Raw genomic sequence first — 19316 nt, 5'->3', positions numbered from 1 at the left:
CGTGCCGCCACCGTGTGGGCCATGGAACGCGCCGCCGCCCGGGCCCCCGGCATCCCCGACGTCTTCGACCCCCGCCTCTACGCCGGCGGCATCCCGCACGAGCGGTACCGGCTGCTGCGCGAGCGGCACCCGGTGGCCTGGCAGGAGGAGCCCGAGGTCCAGGGCTGGCCCGCCGGGCCCGGGTTCTGGGCCGTCACCCGGCACGCCGACGTCGTCCGCGTGCTGCGCGACCACGCCACGTACTCCTCCTGGACCGGCGCCACCCAGATCCGCGACCCCGACCCGGCGGACCTGCCGTTCCTGCGCAGCACCATGCTCAACCAGGACCCTCCCCGGCACGGCCGGCTGCGCCGCCTCGTCGCCCGCGCCTTCACCCCCGCCCGGGTCGACGCCTTCGCGGGCCGGGTCCGCGAGCGCGCCCGCACCCTCCTCGCCGCCGCCCGCGCCGGGGCCGAGGACGGCGCCGCGGACGTGGTGCGGGCCGTCACCGACGAGTACGCCCTGCTCAACCTCACCGACCTGCTGGGCGTCCCGCCCGCCGACCGGGGCCTGCTGCTGGAGTGGACCGTACGGATCATCGGCTACCAGGACCCCGAGGACGCCCCCGCGCCGCTCCTCGGCCCGGACGGCACACCGCTGAACCCGCGCTCCCCGGCCCTGCTCGGCGAGATGTTCGCGTACGCCCGCGAACTGGCCGCCCACAAGCGCGCCCACCCCGGCGACGACGTGATGACCGCCCTCGCGCAGGCCGGACTGGAGCCCGCCGAGCTGGAGATGTTCTTCTTCCTGCTGACCGTCGCCGGCAACGACACCGTACGCAGCGCCGCGCCGGGCGGCCTGCTCGCCCTGGCCCGCCACCCCGAGGCCTACCGGCGCCTCGCCGACGGCACCGCCCCGGTGGACCGGGCCACCGAGGAGCTGCTGCGCGTCCACCCGCCGGTGCTCAGCTTCCGCCGCACCGCCACCCGCGACACCGCACTCGCCGGCACCCCGGTCCGGGCCGGCGACAAGGTCGTCGTCTTCCACGCCGCCGCCAACCACGACGAGCGCGTCTTCACCGACCCGCACCGCCTCGACCCCGACCGCTCCCCGAACCCGCACGTCTCCTTCGGCGAGGGCCCTCACGTGTGCCTCGGCGCCCACTTCGCCCGGCTCCAGCTGCGCACCCCTCTACGAGGAGTGGCGCGCCGCCATGCCCGCTCCCGAACTCGCGGGAGAGCCCCGCCGGCTGGTCTCCAACTTCATCAACGGCATCACGCGGCTGCCGCTGCGGGTGTCCGGGCCGCGGCGGTGACGTCGGCCACCAGCTCCGTCACGTCCGGCCCGTAGGCATCGGAGTTGACCACCTTCAGCACGAGGCAGAAGGAGCCGCCGCGGTAGGTACGGGCCAGCGCCTCATGGTGCCTGGCCAGGTAACGGGCCGCCGCCTGGTTGCTGTTGGCGGTCTGCCCCGACAGCAGGAACACCGGCCGCGCGCCCTCCCCGGCCGTCAGCCGCGCCAGCAGGACGTACTCCACCAGGCCCGGCTCCCAGCGGTACGCCTCCCCGCCGACGCTGATCGCCCCCCGGCCGGGGCCGGGCTCGGTGGAGAGGTCGACCCGCACGCCCGGCAGCATGGAGTGCAGGTGGGCCACCGTGCGGGAGTTGGAGGCCGGACCGCCGACGCAGAACTCCGCCCGCTCACCGAAACCCTGGCGGGCTTCGTGCGTGACGATCCGCACCGTCGCCCCGCAGTCCCGTATCAGGGCGGATATCTCCAACAGCGCGAAGGCGTCGCTGCGGTGCAGCGAGGACTCCGTACCGCCCACCTGCCGGTTCGCCACGAACAGGCAGTCCGAGCCGGTCGGCAGCCCGAAGAAGGCCTGCTTGCGGCGGAGGGCGCGGCGCCACAGGTACGTCCGCGTGAACCAGCCGAAACCACCGCTGACGGCAGTGGCGACCACCCCGAGCACGATGTTGCGGACGTCATCGTTCATGCCGCGGATGGTAGCCGCCGCACCGCCTTCCTGACGCGGGGGGTGCGGCGAAGCTAGGCTGCCGCTCCCAGGCCTGACAGGCAGTCGACTGGAGGAACCGGATGCGCGCCTTCGCAGCACGTCACTTTGCGTTCGCCGCCCTCGCCGGGGCGCTCGTCTCCACCGGGGCCGCGGCTCCGCCCCAGCAGAGCCCCGCCCCGCCCAAGGTGCCGGTCGCCGCTGGATACGGCGGGGCCGTCGCCAGTGCGGACGCCGACGCCTCCGCGGCCGGCATCGCGGTCCTGCGCGCCGGCGGCAACGCCGTCGACGCCGCGGTCGCCACCGCCGCCGCGCTCGGGGTCACCGAGCCGTACTCCGCCGGGATCGGCGGGGGCGGCTACTTCGTCTACTACGACGCCCGGTCCCGCCGGGTGCACACCATCGACGGCCGCGAGACCGCGCCCGCCTCGGCCACCGCGGCACTCTTCCAGGAGAACGGCGCGCCCATCCCCTTCGCCGAAGGCCAGACCAGCGGCCGCGCGGTCGGCGTCCCCGGCACCCCCGCCACCTGGAAGAGCGCCCTCGACGCCTGGGGCAGCCGCCCCCTCGCCCAGCTCCTGCGCCCGGCGGAGAAACTGGCCCGGGACGGCTTCACGGTCGACGCCACCTTCCGCGCCCAGACCGAGGCCAACCAGGACCGGTTCAAGGACTTCCCCGCCACCCGCGAGCTGTTCCTGCCCGGCGGGCAGCCCCCCGTCGTCGGCTCGACCTTCAAGAACCCGGACCTCGCCGCGACCTACGCCGAACTCGCCCGCAAGGGCACCGGCGCGCTCTACCGGGGACCGATCGCCGAGGACATCGTCAACACCGTCCGCAAGCCCCCCGTCGACCCGTCCGCCACCCGCAACGTCCGCCCCGGCGACCTGACCACGGCCGACCTGCGCGCGTACGAGACCAAGCGGCAGGCCCCGACCCGGGTGGGCTACCGGGGCCTGGACGTCTACGGCATGGCGCCGTCCTCCTCCGGCGGCACCACCGTCGGCGAGGCGCTGAACATCCTCGAGCGCACCGACCTGTCGAAGCTGTCCCCGGCGCAGTACCTGCACCACTACATCGAGGCCTCCCGGATCGCCTTCGCCGACCGGGGCCGCTGGGTCGGCGACCCGGCCGCCGTCCCCGTCCCCACGCGCGAGCTCCTCTCGCAGCGGTACGCCGACACCCGCGCCTGCCTCATCAGGCCCGACCGGGCCCTGACCAGCCCGCTGACCCCCGGCGACCCCCGCAATCCCGTGCCCTGCGCCACCACGGGCGGGCCGGCCCCCACCACCTACGAGGGGGAGAACACCACCCACCTGACGGTCGCCGACCGCTGGGGCAACGTCGTCGCCTACACCCTGACCATCGAGTCCACCGGCGGCAGCGCCCTCACCGTCCCCGGGCGCGGCTTCCTGCTCAACAACGAGCTGACCGACTTCTCCTTCGCCCCGGCGGCCCCCGGCGTCCCGGACCCGAACCTGCCCGGGCCGGGCAAGCGCCCGCGCTCCTCGATCTCCCCGACCATCGTCCTGGAGCACGGCCGGCCGGTCCTGGCGGTCGGGTCGCCCGGTGGCGCCACCATCATCACCACCGTCCTGCAGACCCTGACCGGCCACCTGGACCGCGGCCTGCCCCTGGTGGACGCCATCGCGGCGCCGCGCGCCAGCCAGCGCAACCAGACCACCACGGAACTGGAGCCGGCCCTGTGGAACAGCCCGCTGCGCACCGAACTGGAGGGCCTGGGCCACGCCTTCCGGCAGAACCCCGAGATCGGCGCCGCGACCGGCGTCCAGCGCCTGCCCGACGGCCGCTGGCTGGCGGCGGCCGAGACCACCCGCCGGGGCGGCGGCTCGGCGATGGTGGTGCACCCGCACGGCAAGCCGTAGCGGCCGGACGGTCTACAGGGCCGTCAGGATCCTGGGGCCGCCGGCGGTGACCGCGACGGTGTGCTCGGCATGGGCGGCGCGGGAGCCGTCGGTGGTGCGCAGGGTCCAGCCGTCGGGGTCGCAGGTGTAGTCGTCCGTACCGCCGGCGACGAGCATCGGCTCGATCGCGATGACCATGCCGGGGCGCAGCCTCATGCCGCGCCCCGGCGGGCCCTCGTTGGGGACGCCGGGGTCCTCGTGCATGCCGCGGCCCACGCCGTGGCCGCCGAAGCCCTCGGGGATGCCGTACCCGGCGGAGCGGCAGACGGTCCCGATCGCGTGGGCGATGTCGCCGATCCGGTTGCCGGGCACGGCGGCGGCGATGCCGGCCGCCAGGGCCCGCTCGGCCGTGCCGATGAGCAGCAGGTCGGCGGGGCGGGGGCGGCCGACGGTGAAGCTGACGGCGGCGTCCCCGACCCAGCCGCGCAGCTTCGCCCCGCAGTCGATGCTGACCAGGTCCCCGTCGCGCAGGCGGTAGCCGTCGGGGACACCGTGCACGATCGCGTCGTTGACCGAGGCGCACACCACCGCGGGGAAGGGCACCGGCGCGAAGTGCGGCCGGTAGCCGAGGAAGGGGGAGGTGGCCCCGGCCTCGCGCAGCACCCCGCGGGCCACCGCGTCCAGCTCCAGCAGGGAAACCCCGACCCGGGCGGCTCCGCGTACGGCGGCCAGGGCGTGCGCGACCACCCGGCCGGCGGCGCGCATCTCGTCGATCGCTCGATCGGTCTTCAGTTGAACCATGCCAATAACTATACCGGTATAACTTTACCGGGATAGTTATTGGGGGTGCGGGGTAGGATGGCGGCATGGTCCGAACCCCTCTGACACCCGAAGAGCGCGAGCGCGGCGAGCGCCTGGGCGCGCTGCTGCGCGAGGCGCGCGCCGGCCGCAGCATGGTCGAGGTCGCCGCCGGAGCCGGGCTCTCCGCCGAGACCCTCCGCAAGATCGAGACGGGCCGCGCGCCCACGCCCGCCTTCTTCACGGTCGCCGCCCTCGCCGGAGTGCTCGGGCTCTCCCTGGACGAGGTCGTACGCCGCTGCGCGCTCGTGCCCGCCTGACGGCCGCCCGGCGTACGGAAGGAGCCCGCCGAGGGGTCTCCGGCGGCCGAACGGCGCAAGGAGCGGTGGGAGCGGCGGCGTCCGGGGCAGGCGTCAGGGCGTGTCAGCCACGAACGCAGCGAAGCGACTCGGTCTCGCACTCCTCGGCGGCCTCCTCGCCGCCGGTCTGCTGGCCGCCGCCTGCTCCGCCCCGAAGGGCCGGGCCGGCGCCCTGGCCCCGGGCGCCGGTTTCCTCACGGGTTCGCCGTCCAGGTTTGAGATGTCCGTAGCCCGCTCGTAACACCGGTGCGGTGCAATGCGTGCATGGAGACGCCGACTGCGCGGGTGATCGGGCAACTCACGGACTACCTCCGGGGGTTGACCCAGCGACTGGATCCCGGTACCGGCTGGTACGGGGAGTTCCTGCGGCGGGACCCGGAGGGGATGCGCGCCTGCCTGGACGGGGTCGCGGTGCCGCCCTGGGACGTACTGGAATCGCTGCTCGCCGACCTGCCGGGGGAGCCGGGCGGTGCGGCGGGCGAGGCCCAGTACGCGGCCGGGCTGCGGGCGGCCGCCGTCGCCGCCTGGGACGCGATGCCGGGCGGGGCGCGCGAGCTGCGCGCCCTGCTGGCGGCGACGGCCGGGCAGCGGACCGCGCTGGCGGAGGCGCTGCGGAGCCTGACCGCCCGGCTCGGCGCCGCCGGGGACCCGGCGGAGGCGGCCGCCCTGAGCCGGGAGCTGGCCTGGACCCGGGACGACGCGGCCCGCGCCGCCGCCCGCCACGCGGACCTCACGTCCCGCCTGGCGGCCCTACCGCTGCCGCGGTCGGAGCCCGAGTGGGAGCCGGCGCCCGAACCGCAGTCGCACCCGCGAGCGGATCCCCACCCGGAGTCGGCGCCCGAGCCGCAGCCGCGAGCGGATCCGGACCTGGAGCCGCAGGGGGAACCGCTGCCGGAGTCGCCGCCGGAGTCGGGTGGCTCGCCGCAGCCGCAACCGCCGTTGGCGGAGTGGGAGCCGCAGGGGCAGTCGGCCCACCGGCCGCAGCCGCAAGCGGATCCGCAGGGGAAGTCGGGTGCCTCGCCGCAGGAGCGACGGCCGTTGGGGCAGTGGGAGCCGAGGGCGGAGCCGGCCCACCGGTCGCAGCCGCTCGGGCCGCAGTCGTACCCGCATGCGGAGCCGCACTCGGAGTCGGGTGCCTCGCCGCAACTGCAACCGCCGTCGGCGACGCGGGAGTCGGCCCACCTGCCACAGGCGGCCGGGGTGCCCGCCCAGCAGGAGGGGCGGCGGCGCGGCGGGGGCGCCCGGTACGCGGGCCCGGCCGCCGCCCCCGTCCCGCCGGGCGGGCTGCCCGGCGCGGTCGGAGCCGTCCCGGACCTCCCCGTCCCGGCCCCGCGCGGCGCCCGCTTCGCCCGTCTGGCCGCCGACCGGACCCGGCCGGAGCCGACCGCCCGGCAGGACGCCGCCCCGCCCGGGCCGACCCCCCGGCAGGAGGCCACCCCGCCCGGGCCGACCGCCCGGCAGGACGCCGCCCCGCCCGGGCCGACGGCCCGGCAGGAGGCCGCCCCGCCCGGGCCGACCGCCCGGCAGGAGGCCGCCCCGCCCGGGCCGACCGCCCGGCAGGACGCCGCCCCGCCCGGGCCGCCCGCCCCGCAGGAGGCCACCCCGCCCGGGCCGACCGCCCCGCAGGACGTCACCCCGTCCGACTTCCACGAGCCCCCCGCCCCCGGCCCGAGCCGGGCCGCGCATCCGGTGCACGGCGGGGCCCCGGGGTCCGGTCCGCGCCGCGGGTTCGCCGCCGGGCTGCTCGCGCTTCGCGCGCAGGGGCGTACCGGCGAGGCGCACGCCCTGCTGTGCGAGGCCGCGGCCTGGCCCGCCGCCCACCTGCCCGCCCTCGCCGCCGAGCTCGGCCGCGCCGGACTGGCCGCCGACTGGGCCACCCTGCTCTGGGAGGCGGCCTCCCTCCCGCCCGACCGGCTCGCGGCCGCCGCCGCGGCCCTCGGCGACGCCGGGCGCGAGGCCGACTGCGACGGCCTGCTGCGCCAGGGCGTGGCCCGGCCGGCCGCCGAGGTCGCCGAGGCGGCGCTCGCCCTCGGCGCCGCCGGCCGGGACCGCGAGGCCCAGGCCCTGCTCGGCGCCTTCGTCCGGCTGCGCACCGCAGAGGAGGCGGCCGGCCTGGCCCGGCGCGACCCGCACTGGTTCGCCCCGCGGCTGCTGCGCGCCGCCCGCGCCCTGTCCGCCGCCCGGCACCGCGACCTGGCGCACGCCCTCCGGGTGGCCGGACTCCCCGTGGCCTGAACCGCCCGTCTGCTGACCGCAAACGACCACGGGGCGACGTAACGTGATCGACTACTCCAACCGCGCAAGGTGGTCTTGCCCCGCGCTGTGACGAGGCCTACCTTCGACTCCCTACGGACACCGTCTACGTGCGTAGAAGCCGGCGTTCCCGTCGCGAGGAGCAGCTCATGGCCCAAGTCGTCCGCGCCGCACTCGTCCAGGCCACCTGGACCGGAGACACCGAGTCGATGATCGCCAAGCACGAGGCGCACGCCCGCCGGGCGGCCGCCCAGGGCGCGCGGATCATCGGCTTCCAGGAGGTGTTCAACGCCCCCTACTTCTGCCAGGTCCAGGAGCCCGAGCACTACCGCTGGGCCGAGCCCGTGCCCGACGGCCCCACCGTGCGCCGGATGCAGGACCTGGCCCGCGAGACCGGCATGGTGATCGTCGTCCCGGTCTTCGAGCGGGAGAGCGAGGGGTTCTACTACAACACCGCCGCCGTCATCGACGCCGACGGCAGCTACCTCGGCAAGTACCGCAAGCACCACATCCCGCAGGTCAAGGGCTTCTGGGAGAAGTACTACTTCCGCCCGGGCAACCTCGGCTGGCCCGTCTTCGACACCGCCGTCGGCAGGGTCGGCGTCTACATCTGCTACGACCGCCACTTCCCCGAGGGCTGGCGCCAACTGGGCCTCGCCGGCGCCCATCTGGTCTACAACCCCTCCGCCACCCACCGCGGCCTGTCCTCCCACCTGTGGCAGCTGGAGCAGCCCGCCGCGGCCGTCGCCAACGAGTACTTCGTCGCCGCCATCAACCGCGTCGGCCAGGAGGAGTACGGGGACAACGACTTCTACGGGACCAGCTACTTCGTCGACCCCCGCGGTCAGTTCGTCGGCGACGTCGCCAGCGACAAGGAGGAGGAACTCCTCGTCCGGGACCTGGACTTCGACCTGATCAAGGAGGTCCGCGACCAGTGGGCCTTCTACCGCGACCGCCGCCCCGACGCCTACGGAGGACTCGTCCAGCCGTGACCAACCCCATCCCGCTGCACAGCCGCCACCGCACCGTCCTGCCCGACTGGCTCGCGCTCTACTACGACCGCCCCATCGAGCTCACCCACGGCGAGGGCCGCCACGTCTGGGACGCCGACGGCAACCGCTACCTGGACTTCTTCGGCGGCATCCTCACCACGATGACCGCCCACGCCCTCCCCGAGGTCACCAAGGCCGTCTCCGAACAGGCCGGGCGGATCATCCACACCTCCACCCTCTACCTCAACCGGCCCATGATCGAGCTGGCCGAACGGGTCGCCGCCCTGTCCGGCATCCCCGACGCCCGGGTCTTCTTCACCACCTCCGGCACCGAGGCCAACGACACCGCCCTGCTGCTCGCGACCACGTACCGCCGCTCCAACCAGATCCTGGCGATGCGCAACAGCTACCACGGCAGGTCGTTCTCCACCGTCTCGGTCACCGGCAACCGGAACTGGTCCACGACCAGCCTCTCCCCGCTGCAGACCTACTACGTGCACGGCGCGGTCCGCACCCGCGGCCCCTTCGCCCACCTCGACGACGCCGCCTTCACCGCCGCGGCCGTCGCGGACCTCGAGGACGTACTGGGCCAGGCGCGCGGCGGCGTGGCCGCCCTCATCGCCGAACCGGTGCAGGGCGTCGGCGGGTTCACCTCACCGCCCGACGGGCTGTACGGGGCCTTCCGCGAGGTCCTCGACCGGCACGGCATCCTGTGGATCAGCGACGAGGTGCAGACCGGCTGGGGCCGCACCGGCGAGCACTTCTGGGGCTGGCAGGCCCACGCCCGGAGCGGCCCGCCGGACATCCTCACCTTCGCCAAGGGCATCGGCAACGGCATGTCCATCGGCGGCGTCGTGGCCCGCGCCGAGGTGATGAACTGCCTCGACTCCCAGTCCATCTCCACCTTCGGCGGCTCCCCGGTCACCATGGCGGCCGGCCTCGCCAACCTCTCGTACCTGCTGGAACACGACCTCCAGGGCAACGCCCGGCGCGTCGGCGGCCTGCTCCTGGAGCGGCTGCGCGCCATCACGGCCGGCGTGCCCGCCGTACGCGAGGTCCGCGGCCGGGGCCTGATGGCCGCGATCGAGCTGACGGAGCCGGGCACCGACCGGGCCGACCCGCAGGCCGCCGCGGCCGTGCTGGAGGCCGCCCGCGAGGGCGGGCTGCTGCTCGGCAAGGGCGGCGGGCACGCCACCAGCGCGCTGCGGATCGCGCCGCCGCTGTCCCTCACCGTCGCCGAGGCGGAAGAGGGCGCCGAGATCCTTCAACAGGCGCTGCGCAGCATCCAGTAGGGGGACGCACATGAGCATCCGTACGCTGATCAGCGGCGGTCTGGTCGTCACCGCCGCCGACGAACTCCACGCGGACGTCCTGATCGAGAACGGCCGCGTGGCGGCGCTGGCCGCGCACGGCTCGGCGGCCGCCGGCGCCTGGACGGCCGACCGGACGATCGACGCGAGCGGGAAGTACGTCATCCCCGGCGGGGTCGACGCGCACACCCACATGGAACTCCCCTTCGGCGGCACCGCCGCCTCGGACACCTTCGAGACCGGCACCCGCGCCGCCGCCTGGGGAGGCACCACCACCATCGTCGACTTCGCCGTGCAGAGCGTGGGCCGCTCCCTGCGCGAGGGGCTCGACACCTGGTACGACAAGGCCGACGGCAACTGCGCGGTCGACTACGCCTTCCACATGATCCTCTCGGACGTCAACGAGGGGACCCTGAAGGAGATGGACCACCTCGTCGGCGAGGGGATCACCTCCTTCAAGAGTTTCGTTGGCTCGCGTGACCAGGAATCTTCACGGGGACTCGGCGACCTAGTCGGTCCGGAAGCCTTGTGGTGAGTGATGCGCGGCGTCGCTTCGCGGGATGCCGGCACGGCGCTGGCTGCTGCGGCCGACGGGGATACCGCTTTCCGTGCGGTATCCCCGCCGACGGCCCTCTGACTCCGGCATTCTGACGGGAAGGGATCGGACATGACCAGAACTCTCATTACCGGTGGCCTGGTGATCACCGCTGCCGAAGAGCTGCATGCGGACGTTCTGATCGAGGATGGCCGCGTCGTGGCGATGGCGACCGCAGGCAGCCAGGACTGGACCGCCGACCGGGTGATCGACGCCTCCCACAAATATGTGATCCCGGGTGGGGTTGACGCGCACACGCACATGGAGCTGCCGTTCGGTGGCACCTTTGCGTCGGACACGTTCGAGACCGGGACGCGAGCTGCAGCGTGGGGCGGCACTACGACGATCATCGACTTCGCGGTCCAGTCGCAGGGACAATCCCTGCGGGCCGGCCTGGACGCCTGGTACGCCAAGGCCGACGGAAAATGCGCGATCGACTACGCATTCCACATGATCGTGTCGGACGTCAACGAGCACACGCTCAAGGAAATGGACGGCCTCGTCGAAGAAGGCGTAAGTTCGTTCAAATTGTTTATGGCATATCCGGGGGTCTTTTACTCGGATGACGGCCAGATCCTGCGCGCCATGCAGCGGGCCTCCGGTAACGGCGGGCTGATCATGATGCACGCCGAGAACGGCATCGCCATCGACGTCCTCATCGAGCAGGCACTCGCGCGCGGGGAGACCGACCCCCGCCACCACGGCGAGGTCCGCAAGGTCCTCCTGGAGGCCGAGGCAACCCACCGGGCGATCCAGCTCGCGCGGGTCGCCGGCTCCCCCCTCTACGTGGTCCACGTGTCGGCGGAGGAGGCCGTCGCTGAGCTGGCTGCCGCCCGCGACAAGGGCCTGCCGGTCTTCGGGGAGACCTGCCCGCAGTACCTGTTCCTGTCCACCGACAACCTCGCCGAGCCGGACTTCCAGGGCGCCAAGTACGTCTGCTCCACGCCGCTGAGGCCGAAGGAGCACCAGGCGGCCCTGTGGCGTGGCCTGCGGACGAACGACCTCCAGGTGGTCTCCACCGACCACTGCCCGTTCTGCTTCCGGGGCCAGAAGGAGCTGGGCCGCGGCGACTTCTCGAAGATCCCCAACGGCCTCCCGGGTGTCGAAAACCGCATGGACCTCCTGCACCAGGCGGTCCTGGACGGGCACATCAGCCGCCGTCGCTGGATCGAGATCGGCTGCGCGACCCCGGCCCGGATGTTCGGCCTCTACCCGCAGAAGGGCACCATCGCGCCGGGCTCGGACGCCGACATCGTCCTCTACGATCCGCACGCCGAGCAGGTCATCTCCGCCGAGACGCACCACATGAACGTGGACTACTCGGCGTATGAGGGCAGGCGGATCACCGGGCGCGTCGACACGGTTCTCTCGCGCGGAGAACTCGTCATCGACCGCCGCGAGTACACCGGCCGGGCCGGACACGGGGCCTTCGTCCACCGTTCCACCTGCCAGTACCTCTAGAGGGTGTCCGGGGCCCGCATGCCCCGGGCCCGTACTCCCCAGCAAGGAGCGACGTATGGACTTCGGCCTCGTCCTGCAGACCGACCCGCCCGCCTCCCAGGTGATCAGCCTGATGAAGCGCGCCGAACGCAACGGCTTCCGCTACGGCTGGACCTTCGACTCGGCGGTCCTCTGGCAGGAACCGTTCGTCATCTACAGCCAGATCCTCGCCAACACGCGGAAGCTGCACATCGGCCCCATGGTCACCAACCCGGGCACCCGCACCTGGGAGGTCACCGCCTCCACCTTCGCCACTCTGAACGACATGTACGGCAACCGCACCGTCTGCGGGATCGGCCGCGGCGACTCGGCCATGCGGGTCGCCGGCCGGGCCCCCAACACCCTGGCCCGCCTGGGCGAGGCCATCGACGTCATCCGCGATCTGGCCGAGGGCCGCGAGGCGCTCGTGGACGGCAAGCAGCTGCAGATCCCGTGGATCAAGAACGGGAGACTCCCCGTCTGGATGGCCGCGTACGGCCCCAAGGCCCTCGCCCTGACCGGCCAGAAGGCCGACGGCTTCATCCTCCAGCTTGCCGACCCGTTCCTCACCGAATGGATGGTCAAGGCGGTCCGGCAGGCCGCGACTGATGCCAGCCGAGACCCGGAGTCGATCACCATCTGCGTGGCCGCCCCCGCCTACGTCACGGCCGACGACTCGACGTCCGCCCTCGCGCACGCCCGCGACCAGTGCCGCTGGTTCGGCGGGATGGTCGGCAACCACGTAGCCGACCTCGTCGGTCGGTACGGTGAGCACTCGGGCATGGTCCCGGACGAACTCACCGAATACATCAAGGCCCGCCACGGCTACGACTACAGCCACCACGGCCGCGCCGGGAACCCGTCCACCGACTTCGTCCCCGACGAGATCGTCGACCGCTTCTGCCTCCTGGGCCCGCCCGAGGCCCACATCGAGAAGCTCCGCGCCCTCCGCGACCTCGGAGTTGACCAGTTTGCCGTCTACGACATGCACGACGCACGGGAGGCCACCATCGACGCGTACGGGCAGCACGTGATTCCGGCTGTCAACGGTTAGCGTCGCCAAATCCTTCGAGACGGTCGACCCTTCCGCCTCAACGGCTCCACCACGCGCGGCCGTCCGCGCCCTCCAGCGCTGGCTACCATGCGACGCTGGTCCGTCCGGCGGTGGGAACCAATTGGGCGGCCGGGCTGAGGCTGCTGCCCGGGAGCCGGCGTCGTAGCAGCCGAAGCGGTGCTCTGGTGGCGGCCTCGGGCACCAGGCATGAGCCACCCCGGACTCCGTGGAACGCCGGCTGGCCGTGGACTCCAGCCACGCGTCTCTACGGGCCGGGCGAGCCTAGCCCGGCTGATGCCAGAGGACGTGCCCACCTGCCGGCCTCACTAGGAGGTGGTACACCGGCAGGGGTGAACAGGGAGGGCAAAGTGGCTGGCGTGGGACGCCAACCTTGCCCCGTTAGTCTCGTACCCCTCCCGTCCCCGTCGGTACTACTCCAAGGTGCTACGAAGGAGGTCTCCGGGCACCTGCTCGAAGACGACGAGCTTCTCGTTGATCTGCATGCCTGGTTCCCAGTCGTCTCTTCCTGACACGTCGCCGCCCGGCCATCAGTGCTGCCTCACCCCTCAGGGCCGAGGGCGCACACCCTCGTCGCACCCCGGACAGTCCTCGGCGTCCACCTGCTGAACTGACCGGCAGTGGTCGCAACTCCAGTGGGTGGGGGCGGGCGTGACCTGATGCGCGTCCTGCGGACGGACCGACAGGTCGGCGTCCTGGCGTAGCGCCGCCTCGATCGAGCCGTCGGGGTCGAGACTTGGTACTACGGAGATCAGCATCATCGCCGCCCATCGGTGGTCTGCCGACTCCGAGTAACCGGCCCGTGCCAGGAGCGAAGGGCGCCGATCGCCTGAGGTCATGATGGCGACGCTGTGGAAAAGGCCCGCCCGGTGGCGAGGCCAATGGGCCATATCTCTGTCGAACAGCTCTTGGCCGTCCCACGGAACGTGACCTCCCACCAGGTTGATGAGCACGTTCGCCGCCGACCACGCCATCCACGACGAGTCGGCTTCCAGACACCCCAACAAGTCCGTCTGCTGGGAGTCAGTGAGAACCTCCCCGACACTGGGGAGCAGCGAGGGCTTGACCAGGGGCGGTGTGCTTGCGATGAGCCATTCGTCCAGCAGGCGACCGCGCGCAGTGATCTGCTGGAGGTAACGCGCCTCGGCTGCCACGGCCGCCTTGTTGATGCCGTACGCGTCCGCCGTCGCGTCGAGCCAGGCGCGGCGCTTTGCTGTGCCGTCCCGGGTGAAGGCGCGATTGATCTGGCTCGCGGGAGAGTCGGAGTATCCAGTTGCCGCGAGAAGGTTGCCGAGGGCGGTGAGCGACCAGAAGTCCGCATCCTTGGGCTCCGGACACGAACTGTGAAGCGACACGAGGTCTGAGAGAAGGGCCGCCTTGTCGTCCCACACGGAGGAAACCCAGTCCTGCAGCCCGGCAGCGATGTTGCCCCACCGCCGACGCGTGTCGAACCCCGTGCGCGCCAACGCGGCGAAGATCCTCTCGGCGACACGCCCCGACGCGTGCATCGCGAGGGCGAACACGCGCTCACCTGCATCGTCGGAAAGCTCACCCAGATGTTCGGCCGCGCCCAAGGCGACCTGTCCCAGCCCCGGTGTGAGGGGCCCTCCCCCGACCAGCTCCCAGCTGCGCCGCCCTTTCTGTACCATCTCGGAGTCCTGTGGCAGGGGAAGCGCCAGCACCGCGCGGAGCAGGTCGATCGCTTCCCTGTTCAAGGGGGACCTGTCCGTGCGGGCGTCCGTCAGCGCGCACAGGGTCCGGGCGATTGACTCGGAGGTGCCGTCGAGCCCGGAGCGGGCCACGAGGTCCGCCCGGCGCTGCCGAGACGCTGGCGGCAGGGCCAGAAGGCACGCGGCCTGCACGAAGGGCCATGGACCCGCGGCGCGGGTCTTGTCCCACAGCGCCGGCAAGAACTCCGGGGGTTTTCCGGGGCCGCGCGGGAGGATCGGCTCACCCGTGAGCGCGCCGAGGGCTCCGTCCGTCAACTGGCCCAGGGCCCGGTCTATCTCGCCGTCGGAAAGAGTCAGGACACCATGCTCCGCGAGATCGGCGACCATGAGCGTGGCCTCCCGCCGTGTCACGCCGATATCGAGCAGAGCCTCGGCCGTACGGGGATCGAGTCCGGAGGCGAGTGCGATCGCTCCGTCAGAGTCCGTGTGACTGAGGGCGTGGCGTAGCCAGTTTCGCAGATCCTCGGCTCCGCAAGACTGTGCCCACATGGCTGTGGCGATTTCAGCGAAGACTTTGCTCCGTGCGGTGAGTTCGCCTGCTCCGTTGACAACGAACACGGCGACGTGCTCATCCCAGAACCGGAGCACGTGCTCGGCCACCTCCGCTGCTGCGGCGGGTGGCATGGCCCATCGGAGGGGGTCCCTCAGCATGTCGGTCAGGGATTGGAGGGCGTGTGCGGCTGGCGGGGTGGCTCCGCCGTCGAGGAGCCTTCCGAGTGTGACGAACCCGTCGAGGAGCATGCCCGTCGTCAGCGCGGGTGCCCAGGGTCGGGCTGGGGCGAGGGTCCCTCGCAGCTGCTCCCACCTGTGCACGGACTGTTCCACCGCGCGGTGCAACAGCGCTGCACGCCCCTTGGGGAGGTCGGTGTCTGGCGTGTTCGCGCAGATGAGAGCGAGCAGAGCGGCGAGCAGCGGCACAGCGAGCAGGTGCTTGTGCTTCTCCTTCGCGTCCTCGATCCAGGCGCGTCGTGTTGCCAGGAAGGTCGCTCGGTCCGGCCTGAGAATCCGTACCTCGGCACATGCGACGAGGATGCTGTCGACCGTCGCACGGAGATCTTGTGGGGGAGCGAGCTCCACCCGGGGCAGGCTGAGCCTGGCAGCGGCCCCTTGTGCGTGCGCCCGGGTCGTCACCACGAATCCGCACGAGGGTTCCAAAGACGTGAGGATCTCTTGGAGCTGCTGTGCGACCCAAGGTGCGCGCGCCCCGCATTCGTCGAGCCCGTCGCAGAGGACGAGCGCCCGCCCGCGGCCAATTTCTTCCTGGAGGTAGGAGGCGAGTGGGGCCCGGTCCGTGTCCGGCACGGTGCCGGCCACGGCGTCGTCGATCAGGCCGTCGATGGTCAGGCGGTCTGGGTGTCTCTTCAGAAGGCGTGGCAGTGACACAGGGATCGGGACGGGGGCGTCGGCCCGGCTGGAGCAGTGGGCCGCGATCTCCCGCACCGCCACCGACTTCCCCGAGCCCGGTTGCCCCACGATGACCATGCGGCGCCAGCGCCTCAGGCGGCGAAGGAGGGAGGTGGAGGTGCGTTCGCCCTCCACGTCGATCCGGAGGCCGCCGACGAGGTCGTCGACGACGAGGGGTGGGAGGTCATCGGCGAGCAGGCTGAGGTCGATCCGCCCGGCCTCCGCCGTGAGCCGGGTGCGGTACATGGCGACGGCTTTCTGGCGGGAGGCAAGGCGCATCGCCATCGGACCCCCCTGGTCCGGGAGAACGGTCACCCCTGCAGCGGCCAGGGCGTCTACCCACTCCTCGGCGGAACTCCCGAGCGCCTCGCCCGCTTGCCGGTGGAAGAAATCGGCCAGGACACTCACGGCACGGTGCCCGCGCGCGTCCGCGACCACGAGGTCCATCAGGGCGGCCAGCAGATCCCGGTGTGGTGCCGGTCCGGTTGAGCCGGGTAGGTGGAGGACACGTGCACGGTCGAGGACGACTCCGCGGACCCGTGGCGGAATCCGGTCGGTGAGGAGGGCGAGGGCGCTGGACTCGTCACTGGTCTCCATGCGGAGGCCGGCACGGTGGCGGCGCAGGGCCCGGTCGAGGTTCTTAACCGGCCCGACGAGTTCCTCGCCTGCAATGACCAGAAGATCGTCAGGACCGAGTGTTGGAACCTGTCCCACCCACCCCGTCAGCGTCTCTTCCAGTGGACGCCCCCGGTCGATCTTCCGCTTCGCGGACATGTAGGCGCGACGCCCGTCGGAGAAGATGACACGGATGTCGTCGGTGGGATCGCTGGTCTCGAAGTCCATTCGGACGGGCCAGACTCCCGGCGGCATGTCCAGCCCCGAGACCGGCCGACCACGGAGCCCGTGCACGGCCAGATGCGCGGCCAGCTCGCACCGGAAGACACTGCCGACCTCCCCGGCTCGCCCCGCACTGCTCACCTCGACCGCACCCCGTCCGCCCGACCCACACTGCCTGCCCCGGACCTGGCGGGGCGTCGCCCCATAGTAAGAGGTCGATCTATCATGTTGTTTCATCCCGAGATGCGGCTTTGATGTCCTGCTACCGGATCACGCCAGAAGATGATGCTCTCGCCTGTGAGACGGCGAGCTATGAGGTCGGTCGTGGAGAGGGGGACCACGGCCACGGAGCGGGGCGGGTTTCGTAGTCGTGGGCCAGGTGGCGGTGGAGCACAGTGACGTGCTGCTGCTTCGGCTAGGAGCCGCCACGTCCCCGGACAACGAGTCCCAGGGTGCGGGGGTGATTCAACTTGCAAGAGCTGGTCGTCCAGTTCTTGTCGATCTCGGCCGCGACCAGAGCGATATCTTGGAGTCGGACAACCCGTCTCCAACGCAGGAGCGTCACCTTTGCCTCAGCTTGCTTTCGCGCATACCTTCTGGGCCGAGTATGAGCTGCTGGAGAAGCCTGTCCGGGCTGGGGTCCGCAAGGCGATGACTAAGTTCCAGACGCTGACGATGACCGAGCTGCTTATGGACAAGGGACTTGGGCTGTCCGTAGCACGCTTCGCTCGTGACCCGCGGATGAGGACAGTCCGCATCACGGCCTTCTGGAGGGGCGTAGTCCTTGCGCCCGACGACGGGAGCGAGACCTTCCTTCTCCTCAAGGTGTTGCCGCACGACCAGGCCATGCAATGGGCTGCCAACCGGCTCTTCACCGTGAACTCGGCCACGGGAAGCCTGGAGGTACGGGATGTCATGGCCATGGAGCGGCTGGCCACCTCACAAGCGGCTACTCACGTCCCGACGACCCTCTTCGCGAGGTTCTCTGCCAGGGCGCTCAGAGAGCTCGGTATCGACGGTCAGACCCTGCAAGCCATTCGCACGATCACGGACAAGGCGCAGTTCGAGGCCTTCCGTCCGTTCCTTCCTGAAGATCAGTTCGAGGTGCTCCAGTACCTCGCTGCGGGGTTCGCCCCCGAGGAAGTCTTCCGGGACGTCGTTGCTCCCCGGCGGCCGACGGGTTCGAACGCGCCGGCCTCGGCGAGCCTTGCTGATGCCATCGCCAACACGCGCCACCGGATCACCCTCTTCTCAGGAGTCGGGGAACTGGAGGAAATGGCTGGTAGGCCGCTGGTCGCGCCAGAAGGCGGAAAGATCACCAGACATTCCAGGCGGGGCGAGCGCAAGGACTACCAATGCGAACGGCTCCCCCTCGTCAGCGGAGGCCAGGGAGACGTCTTCAAGGCGGTGTACAAGCCAAGTGGCGAGATCGTTGCCTTGAAGAAGCTGCGGGGCAAGTATCCACCTACTCGTCAGGTGGCCCGCATGGCACGGGAGATCGAATGCGGACGTCGCCTCAACGGGCACCCGCACGCGATGCCGGTCCTGGACTTTGATCCGAAGAACAACTGGTTCGTCATGCCGTACGCGGAGGCCACCGCCGAGAACCACCGGGAGCAGTTCACGGATGGCGCGACTCTTCGTTCCCTTCTGGAATCTCTCTGCTCGGTCCTTGCCGTCGCGCATCGCGCGGGGTGGGTCCACAGGGACATCAAGCCGTCCAACGTGCTATGTCTGGAAGGCCGCTGGGTCCTCGCTGACTGGGGGATCGCGCGGCGCCCTCCGGGGCAGACGACCGATCCGCAGCGGACTCGCGTCGGGGTCTTTCTGGGTTCCGAGGGCTTTGCGGCCCCCGAGCTCTACACCGATGCGCACCATGTAGGCGCCACTGCCGACATCTACAGCCTGGGTCAGCTCATCGGGTGGGCTGTCACAGGCGAGATGCCCCTCGTAAACCATCCGTTGATCCCCAAGTCGGGCCCGTGGCGTGCGATCGTCCGAGAGGCGACCCAGAGAGATCCGGAGCGACGCCCGGCCACGGTGGCCGCGTTCCTCGACTTCATCACGCAAGAGCTGGACGGGCCCCCGGAGTCCCCTGTTCTGCGCGGGGAGTACCTCTCTCGGGAACTGTCCGACGGGTCGCATGGAGCGGGGGCGGACCTCCTGGCGCTCGCCGCGACGCATCCTGACGATGCGGCTCTCTACTTCGACGTGTTGATCAAGGTTCCCATCGCTTCGATCATGGCGGACCTGCTGGCGGACGCCCCTCGTGCAGTCGAGGTCGTATCCGCGATGGCGACGCTCTTCGGTACCCACGCTTCCCACGGTTCGGACGAACTCGCCACCACCATCAGGTGGCTGGCCCGCATCGCGGAGGGGGCGGCCCGGGCGGGTGAACTTGACCTTCTGGAGGCGTGCTGCGCTGGCGCGTTCGAATGGATGCCTCTTCTGGACAACGAGAAAGGCCAGGCTGAGATCTTCTCGTGGTGGTCGCCCCTGAGTGGAGACGCCGCCAGCTCAGTGGCGGCGATGCTGCGACAGCATCCGCAATGTGTGACGCACTTCCGTCACCTGACGCATGACCTTCGCGTTGACCATCGGATACGTGCGGCTGTCGCCCGCCAGTAGCCG

The 19316-nt window shown here is 71.6% G+C and carries 12 protein-coding genes and 2 pseudogenes; 11 read left to right on the top strand and 3 right to left on the bottom strand.

The genetic code is table 11. From position 1 onward, the window contains the following. The first annotated feature begins 21 nt into the window (after window positions 1–21). Window positions 22–1294 (top strand): annotated as a pseudogene (locus ACZ501_RS25950) (cytochrome P450). Here ACZ501_RS25950 and ACZ501_RS25945 read toward each other — a convergent pair. Beyond that, a complete protein-coding gene (locus tag ACZ501_RS25945) occupies window positions 1254–1976 on the bottom strand; it encodes a hypothetical protein (RefSeq protein ID WP_361603264.1) in 723 nt (240 codons plus the stop codon). The pseudogene ACZ501_RS25950 and the gene ACZ501_RS25945 overlap by 41 nt on opposite strands. A gap of 101 nt (window positions 1977–2077) precedes the next feature. Between ACZ501_RS25945 and ggt the strand changes: the two genes are divergently transcribed. After that, the gene (ggt, locus tag ACZ501_RS25940) at window positions 2078–3877 is read left to right on the top strand and encodes a gamma-glutamyltransferase (RefSeq protein ID WP_468798496.1); all 1800 of its coding nucleotides are present in this window, start codon (window positions 2078–2080) and stop codon (window positions 3875–3877) included. Between the two features lie 12 nt (window positions 3878–3889). Here the strand turns inward: ggt and map are convergent, their stop codons facing one another. Next, window positions 3890–4657: a type I methionyl aminopeptidase gene (gene map, locus ACZ501_RS25935; RefSeq protein ID WP_362465109.1), complete on the bottom strand. Its 768-nt coding sequence runs from the start codon at window positions 4655–4657 to the stop codon at window positions 3890–3892. 65 nt (window positions 4658–4722) lie between these two features. On the opposite strand from map, the gene ACZ501_RS25930 reads away from it, so the two are divergent. The 8 genes and pseudogenes from ACZ501_RS25930 (at window position 4723) to ACZ501_RS25895 (ending at window position 12696) form a co-directional block, all read left to right on the top strand. Continuing rightward, the gene (locus ACZ501_RS25930) at window positions 4723–4974 is read left to right on the top strand and encodes a helix-turn-helix domain-containing protein (RefSeq protein ID WP_361603255.1); all 252 of its coding nucleotides are present in this window, start codon (window positions 4723–4725) and stop codon (window positions 4972–4974) included. A 100-nt stretch (window positions 4975–5074) separates the two neighbouring features. Then, window positions 5075–5254, top strand: a complete 180-nt coding sequence (locus tag ACZ501_RS25925) for a hypothetical protein (protein ID WP_362465115.1) — start codon at window positions 5075–5077, stop codon at window positions 5252–5254. A gap of 23 nt (window positions 5255–5277) precedes the next feature. Continuing rightward, window positions 5278–7248 carry a hypothetical protein gene (locus ACZ501_RS25920; RefSeq protein WP_468798493.1) on the top strand — a complete coding sequence of 657 codons (1971 nt, stop codon included), beginning with the start codon at window positions 5278–5280 and terminating at the stop codon, window positions 7246–7248. A gap of 167 nt (window positions 7249–7415) precedes the next feature. Beyond that, entirely contained in the window at window positions 7416–8258 is an 843-nt protein-coding gene (locus ACZ501_RS25915) for a nitrilase-related carbon-nitrogen hydrolase (RefSeq protein ID WP_362465224.1), read from the top strand. Beyond that, window positions 8255–9550, top strand: coding sequence for an aspartate aminotransferase family protein (locus ACZ501_RS25910; RefSeq protein WP_468798490.1), 1296 nt, complete (start codon window positions 8255–8257; stop codon window positions 9548–9550). Before ACZ501_RS25915 ends, ACZ501_RS25910 begins: the two co-directional genes overlap by 4 nt. Window positions 9551–9560: 10 nt before the next feature. Further along, window positions 9561–10037: pseudogene (locus ACZ501_RS25905) on the top strand (amidohydrolase family protein); the annotation flags it as partial. A gap of 198 nt (window positions 10038–10235) precedes the next feature. After that, on the top strand, window positions 10236–11624 hold the full coding sequence (gene hydA / locus ACZ501_RS25900) for a dihydropyrimidinase (RefSeq protein ID WP_468798487.1): 1389 nt from the start codon (window positions 10236–10238) through the stop codon (window positions 11622–11624). A gap of 55 nt (window positions 11625–11679) precedes the next feature. Continuing rightward, window positions 11680–12696: a TIGR03842 family LLM class F420-dependent oxidoreductase gene (locus ACZ501_RS25895; RefSeq protein ID WP_468798484.1), complete on the top strand. Its 1017-nt coding sequence runs from the start codon at window positions 11680–11682 to the stop codon at window positions 12694–12696. 566 nt (window positions 12697–13262) lie between these two features. Here the strand turns inward: ACZ501_RS25895 and ACZ501_RS25890 are convergent. Continuing rightward, on the bottom strand, window positions 13263–16691 hold the full coding sequence (locus tag ACZ501_RS25890) for an NACHT domain-containing protein (RefSeq protein ID WP_468798481.1): 3429 nt from the start codon (window positions 16689–16691) through the stop codon (window positions 13263–13265). A gap of 561 nt (window positions 16692–17252) precedes the next feature. Here ACZ501_RS25890 and ACZ501_RS25885 point away from each other — a divergent pair. Further along, window positions 17253–19313, top strand: a complete 2061-nt coding sequence (locus ACZ501_RS25885) for a serine/threonine-protein kinase (RefSeq protein WP_468798478.1) — start codon at window positions 17253–17255, stop codon at window positions 19311–19313. The last annotated feature ends 3 nt before the right edge of the window (window positions 19314–19316 follow it).

This window comes from Streptomyces sp. NPDC034085 (genome assembly GCF_055575555.1).
The sequence above is the reverse complement of the archived record's forward strand: the minus strand, read 5'-3'. Positions and strand labels throughout refer to the sequence as shown.